The 17,160-nt window shown below is 64.1% G+C and carries 17 protein-coding genes and 1 pseudogene; 13 read left to right on the top strand and 5 right to left on the bottom strand.

The window, feature by feature from the left end:
• The first annotated feature begins 70 nt into the window (after positions 1 to 70).
• Complete coding sequence (locus MMB49_RS07360) at positions 71 to 700, top strand: pyridoxamine 5'-phosphate oxidase family protein (RefSeq protein WP_163112900.1); 630 nt, start codon at positions 71 to 73, stop codon at positions 698 to 700.
• Positions 701 to 902: 202 nt separating this feature from the next.
• Here MMB49_RS07360 and MMB49_RS07355 read toward each other — a convergent pair whose 3' ends face one another.
• Entirely contained in the window at positions 903 to 1,745 is an 843-nt protein-coding gene (locus MMB49_RS07355; RefSeq protein ID WP_047270746.1) for an alpha/beta hydrolase, read from the bottom strand.
• A 506-nt stretch (positions 1,746 to 2,251) separates the two neighbouring features.
• On the opposite strand from MMB49_RS07355, the gene MMB49_RS07350 reads away from it, so the two are divergent.
• A complete protein-coding gene (locus MMB49_RS07350; protein ID WP_265067854.1) occupies positions 2,252 to 2,386 on the top strand; it encodes a hypothetical protein in 135 nt (44 codons plus the stop codon).
• Here MMB49_RS07350 and MMB49_RS07345 read toward each other — a convergent pair.
• Complete coding sequence (locus MMB49_RS07345; protein ID WP_047270744.1) at positions 2,372 to 3,964, bottom strand: ATP-binding cassette domain-containing protein; 1,593 nt, start codon at positions 3,962 to 3,964, stop codon at positions 2,372 to 2,374. The genes MMB49_RS07350 and MMB49_RS07345 overlap by 15 nt on opposite strands.
• A 997-nt stretch (positions 3,965 to 4,961) precedes the next feature.
• Positions 4,962 to 5,912 (bottom strand): ROK family glucokinase, encoded by a 951-nt coding sequence (locus tag MMB49_RS07340; RefSeq protein WP_003814816.1) that lies wholly within the window; start codon positions 5,910 to 5,912, stop codon positions 4,962 to 4,964.
• 277 nt (positions 5,913 to 6,189) lie between these two features.
• On the opposite strand from MMB49_RS07340, the gene MMB49_RS09680 reads away from it, so the two are divergent.
• From MMB49_RS09680 to MMB49_RS07325, 3 genes are read left to right on the top strand one after another with little or no spacing between them, the layout of a single operon-like run.
• Positions 6,190 to 6,423, top strand: a complete 234-nt coding sequence (locus MMB49_RS09680; protein ID WP_021647802.1) for a hypothetical protein — start codon at positions 6,190 to 6,192, stop codon at positions 6,421 to 6,423.
• Positions 6,420 to 6,899: a permease gene (locus MMB49_RS07330; RefSeq protein WP_047270742.1), complete on the top strand. Its 480-nt coding sequence runs from the start codon at positions 6,420 to 6,422 to the stop codon at positions 6,897 to 6,899. The genes MMB49_RS09680 and MMB49_RS07330 overlap by 4 nt, the downstream gene beginning before the upstream one ends.
• 10 nt (positions 6,900 to 6,909) lie before the next feature.
• Positions 6,910 to 7,140 carry an aldo/keto reductase gene (locus MMB49_RS07325; RefSeq protein WP_047270741.1) on the top strand — a complete coding sequence of 77 codons (231 nt, stop codon included), beginning with the start codon at positions 6,910 to 6,912 and terminating at the stop codon, positions 7,138 to 7,140.
• Between the two features lie 104 nt (positions 7,141 to 7,244).
• Here MMB49_RS07325 and MMB49_RS07320 read toward each other — a convergent pair whose 3' ends face one another.
• Complete coding sequence (locus tag MMB49_RS07320) at positions 7,245 to 8,522, bottom strand: O-acetylhomoserine aminocarboxypropyltransferase/cysteine synthase family protein (RefSeq protein ID WP_003814823.1); 1,278 nt, start codon at positions 8,520 to 8,522, stop codon at positions 7,245 to 7,247.
• A gap of 160 nt (positions 8,523 to 8,682) precedes the next feature.
• Between MMB49_RS07320 and MMB49_RS07315 the strand changes: the two genes are divergently transcribed.
• The 6 genes and pseudogenes from MMB49_RS07315 to MMB49_RS09540 form a co-directional block, all read left to right on the top strand.
• Complete coding sequence (locus tag MMB49_RS07315; protein ID WP_047270740.1) at positions 8,683 to 9,801, top strand: DUF2974 domain-containing protein; 1,119 nt, start codon at positions 8,683 to 8,685, stop codon at positions 9,799 to 9,801.
• A gap of 55 nt (positions 9,802 to 9,856) precedes the next feature.
• A complete protein-coding gene (locus MMB49_RS07310) occupies positions 9,857 to 10,048 on the top strand; it encodes a transposase (protein ID WP_047270738.1) in 192 nt (63 codons plus the stop codon).
• A 357-nt stretch (positions 10,049 to 10,405) separates the two neighbouring features.
• The gene (locus MMB49_RS07305) at positions 10,406 to 11,287 is read left to right on the top strand and encodes a sulfite exporter TauE/SafE family protein (RefSeq protein ID WP_047270737.1); all 882 of its coding nucleotides are present in this window, start codon (positions 10,406 to 10,408) and stop codon (positions 11,285 to 11,287) included.
• Between the two features lie 97 nt (positions 11,288 to 11,384).
• Complete coding sequence (locus MMB49_RS07300) at positions 11,385 to 12,077, top strand: ABC transporter permease (protein ID WP_229940958.1); 693 nt, start codon at positions 11,385 to 11,387, stop codon at positions 12,075 to 12,077.
• A gap of 44 nt (positions 12,078 to 12,121) precedes the next feature.
• Positions 12,122 to 12,280: a hypothetical protein gene (locus tag MMB49_RS07295; protein WP_229940959.1), complete on the top strand. Its 159-nt coding sequence runs from the start codon at positions 12,122 to 12,124 to the stop codon at positions 12,278 to 12,280.
• A 39-nt stretch (positions 12,281 to 12,319) separates the two neighbouring features.
• Positions 12,320 to 12,497, top strand: a pseudogene (locus MMB49_RS09540) (ABC transporter ATP-binding protein); the annotation flags it as partial.
• Positions 12,498 to 12,674: 177 nt separating this feature from the next.
• Here the strand turns inward: MMB49_RS09540 and MMB49_RS07285 are convergent.
• Positions 12,675 to 13,589, bottom strand: coding sequence for a DMT family transporter (locus MMB49_RS07285; protein ID WP_047270735.1), 915 nt, complete (start codon positions 13,587 to 13,589; stop codon positions 12,675 to 12,677).
• Between the two features lie 194 nt (positions 13,590 to 13,783).
• On the opposite strand from MMB49_RS07285, the gene MMB49_RS07280 reads away from it, so the two are divergent.
• Positions 13,784 to 15,829 carry a DEAD/DEAH box helicase gene (locus MMB49_RS07280; RefSeq protein WP_047270733.1) on the top strand — a complete coding sequence of 682 codons (2,046 nt, stop codon included), beginning with the start codon at positions 13,784 to 13,786 and terminating at the stop codon, positions 15,827 to 15,829.
• A gap of 189 nt (positions 15,830 to 16,018) precedes the next feature.
• Positions 16,019 to 17,131 carry a serine hydrolase gene (locus MMB49_RS07275; protein ID WP_022173689.1) on the top strand — a complete coding sequence of 371 codons (1,113 nt, stop codon included), beginning with the start codon at positions 16,019 to 16,021 and terminating at the stop codon, positions 17,129 to 17,131.
• Positions 17,132 to 17,160: the final 29 nt, after the last annotated feature.

Genomic DNA, 17,160 nt, shown 5'->3' with positions numbered 1-17,160 from the left:
ATTCCATCTTCAATTACGGGTCATGGAACGGGAGTATCGTCAAATCAAACCCGGGGCGGCACAAGGAGCGATGGCGATGACGGGACTGGATGAAGCGCGTCCGACGCGACGCAATGACGAGCGCACGGTCGCAGGGCGGCATCGCATGATGCGCCGCGCCGATCGCGAGGTGACCGATTGCGAACAGATCGAGGGAATCGTCGCCGCATGCCGTATCGTGCATGTGGGCTATGCGGATGCCGAGGGACTTACGATCGTGCCGCTGAATTTCGGATACGAATGGCAGCAGGATGGGGACGCCGGCACCGGCGACGAACTGGCCGGATTGACCCTGTACATCCACTCGGCGTCGATCGGCCGCAAACTCGACGCGATCCGGGCTGCGGGAAACGCGTTGGATGTGGCGTTCTCGATGGAGACTGATTGTGAGGTCATCGCCGGCCGCACCCCGTGCAACTGGGGCGAGGCGTTCAAGTCGGTGATCGGCAACGGCGTGGCCAGCGTGATCGACGACCTGGACGAGTGCCGCAAAGGGCTGCGGCTGCTGATGGGGCAGCAGGCGGGCATGCCGGATATCGAGTTCACCGATCAGCAGGTGCGCAGCGTCACGGTATGGAAGATCGAAGTGCGCCATCTCACCGCGAAGATCCATACCAAGCCTGAGCCGCGGAACGCGCGGCGTCAAGCTGCCGGTGAGTGACACTGCCAAGTTGCCGCCGTGGTTGCTGCCAATGGGCTGTTCCGCGGCGTCACCGTGTGAGGGTACCGTCACGCTGCTAGGGCACGCACAGTGACGGTACCCACGCACAGTGACGCAATAACCCACGCACGGTGACGGCGCACAGCCAAGGCACAGGCGCGGGATATGCGCGAATGGGCCGGTGAACCTCCGACAGCAGCCTTTACCTCGCGTCGAACGCGCGGCGGAGCCAGTCGAAGGCGAGCCGCGGCCAGATCTGCACGGCCGGCACGACGTTGTTGAGGTCGCCCTCGCCCGGCGAACCGGCACGTGCGGTGTCCACGGTGGCGAGTGACAGTCCATGCCCGCCCTGCGGGAACAGGTGCGCCTCGGCGCTGACGCCGGCGTCACGGCAGGCATGGATCATCAGCAGTGAATTCTCCACAGGAACGGCCTGATCGGTGATGGTGTGCCAGATGAACACCGGCGGCATGGTCGCGTCGACATGCTTCTCGATCGACAGCAGCTCCAGCAGCGACGCATCGTCTTTGCCGTCACCCAGCAGGTTGTCGAAACTGCCGCGGTGCGCGAACCGGCCAGACGTGATTACCGGATAGCACAACAGCAGCGCGTCCGGGCGCACGGCAGCCGGATCATATCCGGCGTCGCGCAGCTCGGCATCGCTGGAAACCGTCGTCAGGTTCGCGGCGAGATGACCACCGGCCGAAAACCCGATGGCCGCCACGCGCCCGGCATCCACATGCCATTCGTCGGCATGCCCGCGAATCATCGACATCGCCTCGGCCATCTCCAGCAACGCCACCGGGTACCGGCTTGGCACGCAGGAGTATTTCAGTACGAACGCCTGATATCCGGCCGCGAGGAATTGCAGCGCGACCGGTTCGGATTCGCGGTCGGATCCGATAGCGTACCCGCCGCCGGGAATGATCAGGATCGCCGGCCGGCGCCGGTCCGGGTCCATCTCCGGACTGTTGTCGATCACATAGCCGACGAGTTCGGCCCGCGAGCCGTCGATGCCGTCGATGACCTGGGTGAAATGCTGCATGGTCTCCCTTCCCTGTCGCCGCTCGGTCTGGCGCGAGCGAGGATTCGCCGCGTCCTCTACCAGCATGATACGCGCACGATACGCGGATGCGACTTATGCGGATTTGCAAATCGTGCTACGGTGACGGCTGTTTCAAAACCGCATGACATTCGTCGAATCGGCTCGCCCGATGCCAGTCATGCGGTTTTTCGTTGCCGTCGCAGGTCCGGACGTTAGGGACTTCTCGACGTGTACGCAGGGCCCGGCCGTGCGCGCCGCTCGCTCGACGGGGACGGGAAGAGTACAAGAGAGGTCATGTTGTCCGCGATCCAGACAACTTCAAAAGAAACAACCCTGCAAGAATACGCGGCCGCAGAACACGGCTCCGCACATGATATTCCCGCCGAATCCCCGAAATTCAGGCATCCGCACAAGGTGATGCTGGGACTGTACATCGGCGCGTTCCTGGGCATGCTGTCGGAAACGTCGATGAACATCGCGCTGCCGGTCTGGTGGACGAGTTCTCCGTGTCATCCGGCACCGCCCAATGGATGGTCGTCGGCTATATGCTGGCCATCGGCGTGGCGCTGCCATGCGTCGGCTTCCTGCTCAAATGGGTCAAGGCCAAGACGCTGGTCATGGCGGCGTCAACTGACCGTTAGTTGCGCGCCGCCGAGGCCGTCCGAATGCAGCGTCCAGCGGATGGATGCGGCGCACTCCAGGAATCCCTCGTCGTGAGAGACGAGCAGCAGCGCGCCGGGGTATCCGGCCAGCGCGTGGGCCAGCGCCTGAATCGAATGCAGATCCAGATGGTTGGTCGGCTCGTCCATCACGATCAGATGCGGGTGATCTCGCAATCCCAAGCACAGCAGCAGCTTGCGCAATTCGCCCGGCGACGGGTTGCCGCCGGCGAGGAGGCGGCTTGGGTCGACGTTGAGCTGCGCGAATGCCGACAATACATCACCGCGGTCGGTGGGCGTCAACGCCGTGAGCCGGCGCATCGCCTCCCGGGCATCCTGATCCGTCGTGTTCTGCGTGATCGTCAGCCGGGGGAGCGGGACGCCGGAATACTGCTCCCGCATCGCGATCGTGCGCAGCAGCGTGCGGACCAGCGTGGTCTTGCCGGTGCCGTTCGGCCCGCTGATGCCGATCCGGTCATGCGGTCCGACGGTCAGCATCGGTATCTCCAGGCCCGCTGTCTCCGATATCGCTGCCGCGCCGACTCCATCCGGCGATTGCGGCGCGTACGGGATGATCTGGGGCTCCAGCCGCACAAGCTCCCGTCGGTTGCTTGATTCGGCATCCATCCAGATGTCTCCGTCATAGCGCTTCGTGGCGGTGACGACGGCTGCGGCCCGTTCCCGGGCGGCGGCCACCTGTGCGTCGATGCGGGCGCTCGCGGGGCCGAGTCGGCTGGGGTTATGGCTTTTCTTGATGCGGCTGCGCGCGTCATGGTCTTTCGGATTCACGAGCCGGTGCGCTTTGGGCGCGCCGGCTATCTCGCTCGTCGCCGCCCGTCGGCGCTGCTCCTTGACCGCGTCGATGCGCGTGGATTCGCGCCGGGCGTCGCGCGCCATGTCTGCCGCCGCCGCCCGCTCCCGTTGCGCATCCATGGATGCCGCGGAGTAGTTTCCCGGCCGCACGCGCACCACGGTGATGTTACGACCGCGCACATGATCTCGTTCGAACAACGCGCAGCTGCTCGCCACCGCGTCAATCAAGGCCACGTCGTGCGAGACGAGGATGCCGATGCCGTCATACGAGCGCAATGCCGCGATGATGCGCTCGCGGGTCGGCCGGTCTACGTGGTTCGTCGGCTCGTCCAGCACCAGCACGTCGGGATCGGTCGCCAACGCACATGCGATCTGCAGGCGTTTCGCCTCGCCGCCCGACAGGGTGCCGGGCCGCCAAGGCCAGTCGTCGCCGATGCCCAGTTCACGGCGTATCTCCATGGCTTGCGGTGACCAGTCGCAGGCGAAGTCCTCCAGATTCTCCGGTGTTTCGTCGGTGTTTTGTGGGCAGTAACCGGTATGCAGGCGGTTCGGAGTCGGCGATATGCGCCCGGCATCTGGCGAGAGCCGGCCGATCGCGAGCTTGGCCAGCGTCGTCTTGCCGATGCCGTTGTCGCCGAGCACGGCGGTCCATCCGCGTGCGAAAGTGACGTCGATGCCGTCAAGCAGCGGCTCCGATGTGCCCGGATAAGTGAAAACGATGTTCGTCAGGGTCAGTGCAGGTATCATTGGGTTCCTTGTTCTCGATGAAATGGGGGGGAATTCACATAAAGCGCGGATGCAGAAACCGGATCGGCGCAATCTTGCCGATGCGGTTTGCGGATCTGTGATTGGTGTGAGTTGCGATCGCGTACGCCGAGGCACGGCTTCGCTCATGAAGCCACTCGGCGACGCTCATCGAGAAATCAAAACGATACTACCTTTGCAACGCGGCTTTCCTGGCATATCGGAATGCCGCCCAATATGAACGACAGCAAGACTACCACATGCTGTGATGCGGCTGGGCCGGAGGGTGTGGCGAGGGAGGATACGGCGATGCTCGAACGCTGCTGGTGATTCGGCAATTTTCTTGTTGTATCGTGCAAGATTTTTCCGGGACGCGAATAGAACTGCATGGGAGGCCCAATTACTAACTTGTCTAGTATTCGGTATCCTTTGTTTCAAGCAATGAGACAAGTCGGATATTTCATGCCACGAACCGGCAAGAACCCACGTTTTCGACATTTCGTGGCATTTCCCACCGCGAACGCGCATTGTCTTAGGGTGTCGGCCGTTGTCGGTCAAGGTAAACGGGATCTGTGATCCGTGTCCGGTGCAAATCTCGCATAACGGCAGGCACCGCGTTCGGCTTCATGCGAGAGGTGGAGATGAAAGGGACGTGATTCGGTCCGGAGGTCGTTGCGAAGGTCTTTTCGAAGGGGACCTCGTGTACAACGTGCGCATATCGGGCGAATGCGGCAGTTGTGCACGAGGCGCCTTGGGAGACCTATGCATGTAGATGTGTGTCTTGTTGGAATTCCAACGTTTCTGGAATTGCGGTTGGTGTACAACAGTGGATGAAATCGTTGTCATGCACTGTTGTACACGTCTGGCGTTGGACAACGCGTGCATTATGCCGTTTCGCGGGAGTTGTGCACGTATCAGAACCCGTAAGCCCGCGTGCGGTTCATGTTGGGATGTTGCACGCGTCGCGATTGCGTCTGATCGTCATCTCTCATCGCGCGTCTTAGCGCAGTGCCAGGTTGGCGGCGCCGATCAGGCCGGCGTCCTGCCCGGCGGTGGCGGCGACGATGCTCGCGTGGCCACGGTATGCGCTGCCCTCCAGGAACCGCTGGTAGTTGTATCGCGCCGGCTCCAGCAGGATGTCGCCGACCGCCACTACGCCACCGCCGATCACGAAGACGTCCGGGTCGAGCACCGCGGCGGTGGCGGCCATCGCGCGGCCGAGCCATTCGCCGATTTTGCCGAAGGCGTACAGGCCGAGCACGTCGCCCTCCTGTGCGGCCTGCGAGACCATCGGGCCTTCGAGCTTGTCGACGTCGCCGCCGCACAACTCCATCAGGCGTTCGGCGTCCTGCGGGCGTCGGCGCACGGCGGACTTGGCGAACCGTTCCAGCGCGCTTCCAGACGTGTAGCGTTCCGCGCAGCCGCGAAGCCCGCATCCGCAGGTGTCGCCGTCCGGCACCATCGGCAGGTGTCCGAGTTCCGCGGCCATGCCGAACGATCCGCGGTACAGCCGTCCGTCGATGACGATTGCTCCGCCCAGTCCGGTACCTACGGTCAGCGCGACCATGTTCGAGCTGCCCTGGCCCGCACCGTGCACGTATTCGCCCCAGCCGGCGCAGTTGGCGTCGTTCTCGACGACGACCGGCACGGCATGGTCGATGAGCGCGCCGATGTGCTCGGACAGGTCGTAGTTGATCCACGCGGGGATGTTCGCGGCGAAGGTGAGGGTGCGGCGGTCCGCGCCGACGTTGCCGGCCGCGGAGATGCCGATGGCCTGGATGTCGTCGTGGCCGGCGGCGACGGCCTCATGGTAGATGTTGGCGATGTGGTGGTTGATGGCGTCGGCGTCCATCGGTGTGGGAACGCGCCAGCGATGTGTGATGGCATCGTTTTCATCGCATACGGCTGCGGCGATTTTGGTTCCTCCGATATCAATGGCTAGCGTGGTCATGAGATCTCCTGTGATGTTTGATGGTGAGTAAGTATGGCAGATATGGTATCGAGCCGGTATGACCATTCTGCCGGGCGTGTTTTGCCTGGTGTATGTACCCTGTATGCCGGGCTTTACGGGGTGACGTGCCGGATCGTGCATCATACCGCTCCTGTGCTGAGAACGGTGTCATCTACTCAACGAACCCAACGGGCAGTCGGTCGGCACCGCACGGGAATGCGATGTAAGCGCGTTCCTCGGCGTCACCACGCCGAGCGTCACCAAACTGGTCAACGACATGACTTCCATCGGACTGCTCGACAAGCACGCCGACCCCTCCGACCGCCGTGCCGTCACACTCACGCTCACGGCGCGGGAACTCGACCTGCGCCGAACCTACGTCGAGGAGTACCACGCGCATCTGGGCGACGTACTCGCCGAGACGACGGCCGGCCCGATCCCGCGGCCGCAGCCCATCCGCCGCGCATCCGGCCGCATCCGGGTACCGGAAATCAAGGAAAGGACACAGTGAGCACATCAACCGCACGCCTGCCCCGCGGCGGCAAAGAGCCGGTCGCCACGAAACTCGTCATCGTCGTGGTGTCTTTGGCCATCCTGACGTTCCTCGGCATCCTGTCGGAAACGTCGCTGAACAACGCCTACTCCACACTGATGGAGGAATTCTCGATCAGCGCATCGGTCGTGCAATGCCTGACCACCGGCTACCTGCTGTTGCTGTCGGTGTCGATCCCCAGCTCGCCGTTCATGGTGCGCAAGTTCGCCACGAAGACCCTGTTCATCATGGCGATCGCGATCTTCACCGCCGGCACGGTGCTGGGAGCGCTCGCCCTGTTGCCCGGCGCGGTGCTCGGCGCCGTGTCGGCCACGGTGGTCGGCGGCATGCTGAAGCGTCATTCTGTATCCGATCACTGTGGTTCAGCCGCTGCCGGCCGGGTCGCGTGCCACATGGCAGGCGGATCACCAGATCAACGACCTGCTCATCGATGAGAACTTGGACATGGTGGAGCGGCTGCGTGGCGTCGCCGACGAGCTTGGCACGAACCTGCCGGTCCTGTCGATGGCATGGATCCTGCAGCATCCTGAAATCAGCTGCGTGATCGCCGGGGCGAGCAAGCCCGGCCAGCTGGAGAACAACCTCAAGGCATCCGGCTTCCAGATCCCCGCCGACGACATGGCCGAGATCGACCGCATCACCGGCTTCCACCGCTTCGAGCGCCACGTCGGCTGACGTGATTGGGCTTCCCCGCTGTCTGGTGCCGGCTCGCGAAGCGGATCCGGGAGAGCGTGTCCGAGAATGATTTTGCGAGCCGGCTGAGCGAAATCGATGATTGATCAGAGCACGGCGTCCATGGCCTGCCTGAGGTCGGCGATGATGTCATCGGCGTTTTCGATGCCGCAGCTCAGGCGTACCAGGTCGATGCCGACGCCGGCCTCCTCAAGCTGCTCCTCGGTGAGCTGGCGGTGGGTGGTGCCTGCCGGGTAGAGCGTGCAGCTGCGCGCGTCCGCCACGTGCGTGGCGATCGAGATCATCCGGAAATGGTCGAGCAGCGAGGAAACCGTGTCGCGCCCGCCGGGCACGCCGAAGGAGATCACGCCGCACGTGCCGTTCGGCATGTACTTGGCGGCCAGCGCATGGTTGCGGTCGCCTTCCAGCCCCGGGTAGCTCACCCATGAGATGCGCGGGTCGGCTTCGAGGAACCTCGCCACGGCGAGTGCGTTGGCGCAATGGCGTTCCATGCGCACGGCCAGCGACTCCAGGTGCATGCCCATGATCCACGAGTTGATCGGCGCCGGCGTGGAACCGAAGTCGCGCATGAGCTGCGCGGTGGCCTTGATGATGTAGGCGGCCGGGCCGAAGTCGGTGGCGTAGGTGACGCCGTGGTACGAGTCGTCGGGCGTGGTCAGTCCCGGGAACTTGTCGGCGTGGGCCATCCAGTCGAAGCGACCGGAGTCGACGATCGCGCCGCCCACGCAGGAGCCGTGGCCGTCCATGTACTTGGTGGTCGCGTGCGTGACGATGTCGACGCCGTAGTCGAACGGGCGGCAGTTGACCGGCGTGGGGAACGTGTTGTCGACGATGATCGGCACGCCGTGGTCGTGCGCGGCGGCGGTGAACTTGTCGAAGTCCAGCACGATGAGCGCCGGGTTGGAGATGGACTCGCCGAACACGGCCTTGGTGTTCGGCCGGAACGCGGCGTCCAGCTCCTCGGGCGTGCAGTCGGGGCTCACGAACGTGCATTCGATGCCCATCTTGCGCATCGTCACGTTGATGAGGTTGAACGTGCCGCCGTAGATCGCGGACGAGGCCACGATATGGTCGCCCGCGTTGCAGATGTTGAACAGGGCGAAGAAGTTCGCCGCCTGGCCGGAGCTGGTGAGCATCGCGGCCGCGCCGCCTTCGAGCTCGCAGATCTTGGCTGCGACCGTGTCGTTGGTCGGGTTCTGCAGACGGGTGTAGAAGTAGCCGGATTCGGACAGGTCGAACAGTCGGCTCATCTGCTCGCTCGACGTGTACTTGAACGTCGTGGCCTGGATGATCGGGGGAGTGCGGGACTCCCCGTTGCCTGGCTGGTATCCGCCCTGGACACAGGTGGTGTCGATGTGCGTCATAGTGCTCTCCTTCGCGCTTGAAACCGCTTGGCGTGCATGGGATGCATGCGTAATGTTGACGTGACCAGACCATTGTAGTGCGTGTCGGCGCGTGCCAGGCGGCCGGGGCGTCGCGTGTGAAGGGGAGCGCGTAGAATCGATGGCATCACGGGAGGCCGCCATGGGGAACATCGTCGATGACATCCGCGCGAACGAGGACACGTTCGCCGACCGTCCGTTCAACGAGGTCGACAGTCTGGCGCTCGCGCAGCTGTCATACGCGCGGATGCCCGTCAACGTGCCGAGACTCGATGCGGAGGCGACGGACGTCGACCTCGCCATGGTGAGCGTCAGGGACCTGCTACGCGCGGAATGCTATGACGACATGTTCGGCAAGGTGTGGTCGCCGTCGATGAATGTCGACCTGTTGCGGGCGATGTGCGAAAGCCCGCGCTGGCGGGATCTGCGCGTCGGCGGCTACGTGGACGAGTTCGACCCCGAGACCACCAAGCAGTTCTCCGCCTGCGTGTTCGACGTCGGCGACGGCTCATCGTACGTCGCGTTCCGCGGCACCGACAGCACGATCGTCGGCTGGAAGGAGGATTTCGCGATGGCGTTCCGTCGTCCGGTCGCCGCGCAGGAGTCCGCCGCGCGGTATCTGGCCGACATCGCGGGGCGCCGGGACGGCCCGCTCATGGTCGGCGGCCATTCCAAAGGCGGCAATCTGGCGGTGTATGCGGCCGCAAACGCGCCTGCCGCGGTGCAGGAGCGCCTTATCGCCGTGTTCTGCCATGACGGGCCGGGCTTCGACGCCGACTTCTTCGATACTCCCGGTTATGCGCGGGTCGCGCCGCTCGTCGACAAGTCGGTGCCGGAATCGTCGATCGTCGGCATGCTGTTCGAGATGCGCGAGCATGTGGAGGACGGCTATACGATCGTCTCCAGCGACGGCGCCAGCATCATGCAGCATTTCGCGTTGAACTGGCAGGTCGAGCGCGGCGAGTTCGTGCACGCCGGCGGCCTGTCCGCGAGCTCCCGGTATCTGGCGCGCACGATCAACGGGTGGATGGCGAAGTTCGATGACGAGCATCGCCGCCGGTTCATCGAGAACCTGTTCGCCGTCCTTGAGGCCGGCGGGTATGACACGTTCGGCGAACTCACCTCGCATTGGACGCAGTCGTTGCCGGTCATGCTCGCCGCCGTCCGCGGCATTGACGCCGAGGACCGTGACGTGATGGCAGACGTACTCAAGGGGTTCGCCGCGACAGCCGCGACGTCGGTGATCGCGACGAAGCAATGACCGCCGCCGTGACGGCGGTCGCCCGCGCGGCGGCGACGGGGAGGCGGCCAGGCGCATGCGCGGCGCCGGGTACGCCGTATTGAAGGACCCCGACAGGCTGACCGCCGGGCAGTCGGAGGCGTTCAGCAACAGGATCAAGGTCACCGTCCACATGGCCTACGGCTTCCACCGCGTCACCAACCTCATCGCCCTGGTCATGCCCAGATGCGGCGGACTCGACATCCGACTGCCACAACCCGCAATCTAACCCACAAAAACATCAGAAGCCTCAGAGAAGATCACCGTGATCCATGGGGGCGGTGGAAGGGGGCTGTTATGTCGGAACGTACCTGCAATATCGCGGGATGCCATAATCCTGCGGAAAGTAATGGTCTGTGCGCGCACCATTTCACGCGGGCGCTGGGGTACGGGCAACTGCGCGTGGCCAATCATGCGGCGTCCTTGTCGGGCGCGGTGCCGCGCGGGGAGGCCTGAGCACTCGGATCGCTGTAGCGCGGGCCATCGTGCGACCGCGTCGCGCATCGTGATTCATGTCCGCTATGTTGACGAGCGGCTGCGGGCCGTGCCGCTTTGACGTATTCTCCCTGAGTCGGGATGTCCATATATGCGGGGAGTTGATGCGGTGGTGATTGCCGGTTTTTCGCTGATGACGATGCTGCTGATCCTGCTGGCCGGCATCGGTGCCGGATTCGTGGGATATGCGGTCGGCGCGTCTTCGCTGGTATCGTATCCGGCCCTGCTGGCGCTGGGTATTCCGCCGGTCCTCGCCAACGCGAGCAATACCGTCGGCGTGATCGGCACCGGCATCGGTGGCGTGCTGGGCGCCCGCAAGGAGCTGCGCGGGCAGCGGCTGCGTTCCATCACCTACGTAAGCATCGGCGCGGTGGGAGGCGTCGCCGGCGCTGCGCTGCTGCTCAGCCTCGACCCGAAGATCTTCGAATTCGCCGTTCCGCCGCTGATCCTGTTCAGCTCGCTGATCATTGCAGTCAATCCGCGCGGCCGCATGCAGGCGCGGCAGGCCGCGGCGGACGTCATGGCCCAGGCCAGATCCCTGACGACGCCGCAAGGGCAGGGGAGCGACGGCGCGCCCGCGTCGGCTCCCGCATCGACGCAACCCATGTCCAAGGACCCATGGTGGATATGGCTCGGCGTCGCGTTCGTGGCGGTATACAGCGGATATTTCGGTGCCGGTGCCGGCACGTGCGCGCTCGCGGTGCTCGACGCAGGCAAGATCGGTCCGTTCCATCAGATCAATGCGCTCAAGACGCTGATCGGCACCGGTGCGAACATCAGCGCGTCGGTCATCTTCATCGTGCGCGGCGTCGTGGACTGGCCTGTGGCCATCCTGCTGTGCGTCGGCTGCTTCATCGGCGGATACATAGCGTCGCCCGTCACTCGCAGGATCCCGGCCCGGATCATGCGCATCGCGGCTGTGCTCGCCGGCATCGTACTCACCGTTGATCTGGCGATGAAAACCTACCTGTGACGAATCGGAAGCCGTCGAATGCGACAGTATCCGGCATAATATCGCATTTCTCCGTTCAGAGAGTTTTCAGAAAAGAGCCAGACAAGATTCGACGGTCGTGGCGTTCTCTCTTAGCGTCATGATGATGACCTCCGGCGACTTCACGCTCACCGGCTTCTCGTCGGACACCGCCATCGCCAACGCGGCGAACGGCACGTTCGCGATGTCGTCCGGCGAAGTGTTCGGCTATGGCGAGTCAGACAACGGCAAGGTCATCATCTCCAAGGCGCTCGCCGACTTCAACGACCTGAAGGTCGGCGACGAGATCACCGTCACCAACCCGTTCGACACGTCGACGACCTACACGTTCACCATCAGCGGCATCTACAAGAACAGCACGTCCAGCAACACCAGCGCGATGGGCCCGATGGGCGGCACCTCGCAGGACGCCGACAACGCGATATACACATCCGTCTCCACGCTTAAATCGCTTGGCTTGGACGCCGACACCACCGCGAACGACGATGACAACAACACCACGACCCAGCTGAGCTACACCTACGTGCTCGGCAGCGCCGACGACTACGAGACCTTCGCTCCGACGTCCGGAAGGCCGGACTGGACGACACCTGCACCGTGCAGTCCGCCGACGTGGAGAACCACGAATCGAGCCTCGTGCCGCTCGACAACCTCGCCAAGTTCGCCCTCACGCTGCTCATCGTCGTACTGGCGGTCGGTGCGGTCGTGCTCAATCTGTTCAACATCTGCGAACGCAAATACGAGGTCGGCGTACTCACCGTCATCGGCGTGAAGAAGGTCAAGATGGCGGCGTAGTTCGCAATCGAGCTGCTGATCGTGACGATGTGCGGTATCGCGCTTGGCGTGGCCGGCGGGGCCGTGGCGTCGGTGCCCGTGTCGAACCAGCTGCTCGCCGCGCAGGAGACCCAGACCGCCAGCCAGGAGGAGCAGTTCGGTCGCGGCTCCGACATGCGGCGCTCCGGGCAGCAGCTCTGATTCGGGTGGTTCCGATTCGACTGGTACGAGCGGCGACTCCGGCAGCGCGTCGCCATCGCGCGGGCGTTGAGCTATGGTCTGTCGATTGTCCTCGCCGACGAGCCGACCGGCAATCTCGACATGGCCACGCAGGAAGGAGGGCAAGTGCGTGACCAGTCCAGAAGTCGCCGCGGCCTCCGACGAGGTCTATCAGCTCGCCAAGTTGCGTCGCCGCTGACCGCACGATTGCATGCGACACGCCCGGAATGCGTAGCACAATCGCAAGGTGCGAATCGAAGAACGGCGCAATGGCAATGCATGGCCAGTGACGATTCGATGATTGTGCTACGCACTCCGGGCGTGTCGCACGGTGGTGTGGTGTCGCACGGTGGTGTGGTGCCGTGTGGTGGCACCACTACCGCGCCTTGCGGCCGACCCGCTCCAGCAGACGCCCGTTGAGCCGGATCTGCGACACCAGTATCGCCAGGAAAATCAGCGCGAATCCGGTCGCCGCAGCACCACTGACAGTCTCTCCATAGAACAGCACCGAAAACACCATGCTGAACACGGTCTCCAGGCACATGATGATCGACGCCTGCGAAGGCGGGGTCACCTTGAGCCCGACGTTCTGCATGATCTGAGCCAGCATCGTCGCGCCGAGAAACAGGTAGACCAGGCATGCGAGGACGCCCGGCGCAAGCCATGAGGCGTTCGGCGCCGGTTCGCTGAACGACGCGCCGACTATGAAGCACACGCCGGCCGTCACGAACTGCGCGAACGTCAGCGCCACCGGGTCGATGACGCGGCTCCACTTGCCCAGACACACCAGATTGAACGAAAAGATCACCGCGCACAGCAGCGTCAACAGGTCGCCGGTGCCAATCGTGAGCCCGCCCAGCCCGGACCCGAGCGACACGAAGCCGACGCCGGTCAGGCACAGGGCGGCCGCGACGATGTTGCGCGCCGCAGGGCGCTGCCGCATCAGCAGCCATGAGACGAACGGCACCAGCACGCAATACGCCGAGGTCAGGAATGCGCTGCGGCCGGGTTCGATCATCGTCAGGCCGACCGTCTGGCTGATCATCGTGCCCCAATACGTGAGCCCGGTCACCAGCCCCGGGATGATGATGGATTTGTTCAGATACGGTACGATTCGCTTGCGAAACAGGATCAGCATGATCGTCGACGCGCCGACCAGCCGCAATCCCATCAGCCATTGCGGCGTGACGACACCCATCGCGACCTTGGCTATGGGATAGCTGCCTCCCCACAGCATCGCGCAGCACAGCAGCATGACCCGCCCCATCGTCGGGGACAGTCCTTTCTTCATCGTTGAACCTCTCTCAATGAGTCGATATGGCATTGGCGCGCATTGGCACGTCATCGGCGGCCCGATAACATGGTAATAGCGAAACCGCCGCGCCGCGCCGCGTCCGGCCCGGCATCCTGGGGAGGGGGTGCTGATATGGTGGACACTCCGTCAGAAGCCGCGTAAGTGATCGGCTTCGTTGTTGAAAGGCTATTGTGCCGAAACGTCACCATGATTTCGCGGCTGGTTCCGCTGCGCGTTCCGTTATGCATACCGATACGGACACTGTTGATATAGATGATATCGATGCCGCCCTTGATGCTTCCGCAGATGACAAGGAGCAGGATACCGCTCCGACGTTCGCCGAGCTCGGCGTGCCCAAGCCGCTGGTGCACGTGCTCGCCATGGACGGCAAAGTCACCGCGTTCCCGATTCAGGCGGACACGCTCGCCGATTCGCTGAACGGCGTCGATCTGCTCGGTCGCGGGCAGACCGGCTCCGGCAAGACGCTCGCATTCGCCATTCCGCTGGTCGCCCGCTTGAGCGAGCGCAGCGTCACCGAAGTGGCCATGAAGGAATTCGAGCAGATTCGCAAGGCGTCCGACGAGAAGGCCGCGCGGGAGCAGGCGTCACTGCCGCGTCCGCGCGGACTGGTGCTCGCGCCGACCCGTGAGCTCGTCAACCAGATAGACGAGGTGATTCAGCCGCTCGCCGAGGCGTACGGCATGAGCACCGTCACCGTGTATGGAGGCGTGAGCTACGCCCGTCAGGTCGCGGGGCTTCGTGCGGGCGCCGATATCGTCGTCGCTTGCCCGGGACGTCTTGAGGATCTGCTGCGTCAGGGCAAGCTGTCTCTGGATGCCGTGGAGATCACGATTCTCGACGAGGCCGACGAGATGGCCGACATGGGATTCCTGCCGCCCGTCACGCGTCTGCTGGAGCAGACCGATTCACGCGGTCAGCGTATGCTGTTCTCGGCGACGCTCGACCACGGCGTGGACGCGCTGGTCAAGCGGTTCCTGCCGGATGCGAAAGTGCATGCGGTCAGTTCCGTCGTCTCGCAGGTTGACACGATGACCCATCACGTGTTCGAAGTGTCGCAGGGCAACAAGCATGAGGTGATTCGTCTGCTGGCCAGCGGCACCGGCAAGCGCATCCTGTTCACGCGCACCAAGTTCCAGGCCAAGAAGATGGCGAAGAAACTGATCGACGAGGGCATTCCCGCGGTCGATCTGCAGGGCAACCTCAGCCAGAAGCAGCGTGACCGCAACCTGTTGGCGTTCGAGAAGGGCCTGGTACGCGTATTGGTTGCCACCGACGTGGCCGCTCGCGGCATCGACGTCCATGATGTGACGCTGGTCGTGCAGACCGATCCGCCGGCCGACCCCAAATCGTTCCTGCATCGTTCCGGCCGCACTGCGCGCGCCGGCGAACAGGGTGACGTGGTGACGCTCGTCCTGCCGAATCAGGCCCGCAGCACTCGCCAGATGATGAAGCGCGCCGGCATCCGAGTCAAGTCGGTGGCAATCACGCCGGCGTCCGAAGATCTGACCGAGTTGGTCGGCGAGCACGCGCCGGTCGTCGAGGGCTGGTCGCTGGACAAGGCGCTTGAGGCTTTGCGCCGTTCCGAGCGCGCCGGCCGCTCCGATCGCAAGGGCGGTCGCGGTGGTGAGGCGCGCGGCGGGCGGGGACGTTCCGGCCGCAAGTCCCGCGCCCGTGGCGGCGAGCATGATTTCTCCCGTCCGTCCGCACGCCGTGACGGCCATCGTCATGACGGCGCCGAAATGGAGGGCCGCGAGAGCGCCCAATACCGGTTCGACCATCGGGACGAATCGCAGATGTCGATCATCGGCGAGGGCAAGCCGCACGGCAAGCGCAAGCACACCACCAAGCGGGACCGTTTCGACGGATACGGGCGCTCCGGCTTCGATGACGGCCGTTTTGACGACCGGCGTCAGTGCCGTGACGCTGAGGGTCGCAAGGGCGGCAAGAAGCGCCGCGGCAACGACTTCGGCGACGATTTCAACACGCCGTTTGACGGTCGCGAGGCCGATCGCCGCAGCAACCGTCGCAACGGGCGTTTCCACGACACGTCGTTCGAGGACCGCAAGGGCGGCTCGCACAACAACGACGGTGACAACCGTCGTGACGGGCGGAACCGCAGGAGCCAGAGCGGGCCGAACCGTGCCACGCGCAAGGCCGCGGGATTCCGCAAGTCGCACGGCAAGCGCAACGCGGCGCCGTTCCGCCGTGGTCGCTGAGCAATCATTGACCGGACGGGCGTCGGCGGCATTGACGTACCTGTCGATACTGCCGACGTCCGGCCGTCATATATGACCTGTCTTAGCCGTGCCATGACGGGTGACCAAGGTGTGGATGCTCGCCCCTGACTAGCTGCGTTCGGGGGGTTACAATGGGGGCGTCGATGTGAGCAGTCGGGGAGGTGCGCGATGGCAAAGCATATGCGCCCGCCGCGGCGCAGGACGGGACGTATCCTGCGCGGCATCGTGCCGCATGCCGGCGGTCGTGTCGGCCCTCGTCGGCGGTCGAACCCGCCTGGCGGCCGAATAATATCCACCCGTGAGCTGACGTATGTGCGCCGCCGTCTGACGGTGCTGATCGCGATGTTCTCCGTGGTGACGATGGTGGTGCTATTGTCCGTGCGTGGGTGCTCGAACGATGGCGATGGCTCGTCCGGCAGCGTTTCATCAGCCGGTGCGGCCCGGTCCGGTGCCACGGTCGACCCCACCGACGGCAGTGTCGCCGATGACGGCTCCTCCGACGAAAGTTTCTCCGACAAGTCGGGGTCCGGCAGGGTTCGTTCCCAATCGGCGTCTCGGAGCATGTTCAAGGCGGCCGTGCCGGCTCCGGCCCAGCCCGAACGTGACCTGACTGCCCAGGCATCCGCCGCGCTGGCCGGTGTGTTTTCCGGCGCGAGATATTCCGTCTCCGTGGTCGATCTGAGCAATGCCGGCACACTCGTCGACATCGATTCCTCCCAGGTGTTCGCATCGGCGAGCACGTACAAGCTGTTCGTGGCGCATTCGATGGTGACGGCCGTGGAATTAGGCGAGATGACATGGGATTCGCCGCTCAACGGCATGACGCTGCAGCAGTGCCTGACCACGATGATCGTTGATTCCGACAACGAATGTCCCAAGGCATGGCTGATGCGCGATAACGGCACCGGCTACGACAAAGTAACGCAGCAGGCGAACGCGCTCGGCGCGAAGAACACGACATTGCATTATCTGGACGTGCGCACGACATCGGCCGATCTGGCGCTGATCCTGACCAAACTGTATCGGGGCGAGATCTGGAACGACGACGACCGGGACATGGTGATCGGCCTGATGAAACGGCAGCAGTACCGCAGCGGCATACCGGCCGGCATCGGCGGCAACGGAACCGTTGCCGACAAGGTCGGATTCCGCGACTCGTACCTGCATGATGCGGGCATCGTATATTCCGGCAAGGGCGACTATGCGTTCGTCATCATGACTTCCGGCTCGTCGTGGACGGCGATAGCCAACGCCAGCGCCGCGCTGTATCAGCTGCTGTGAACGGTTGCCGCCGGAGATGGTGACGGCCG

This window comes from Bifidobacterium sp. SKU, from assembly GCF_026016405.1.
Classification (GTDB): domain Bacteria; phylum Actinomycetota; class Actinomycetes; order Actinomycetales; family Bifidobacteriaceae; genus Bifidobacterium; species Bifidobacterium bifidum.
This window is presented reverse-complemented; position numbering and strand designations above follow the sequence as displayed.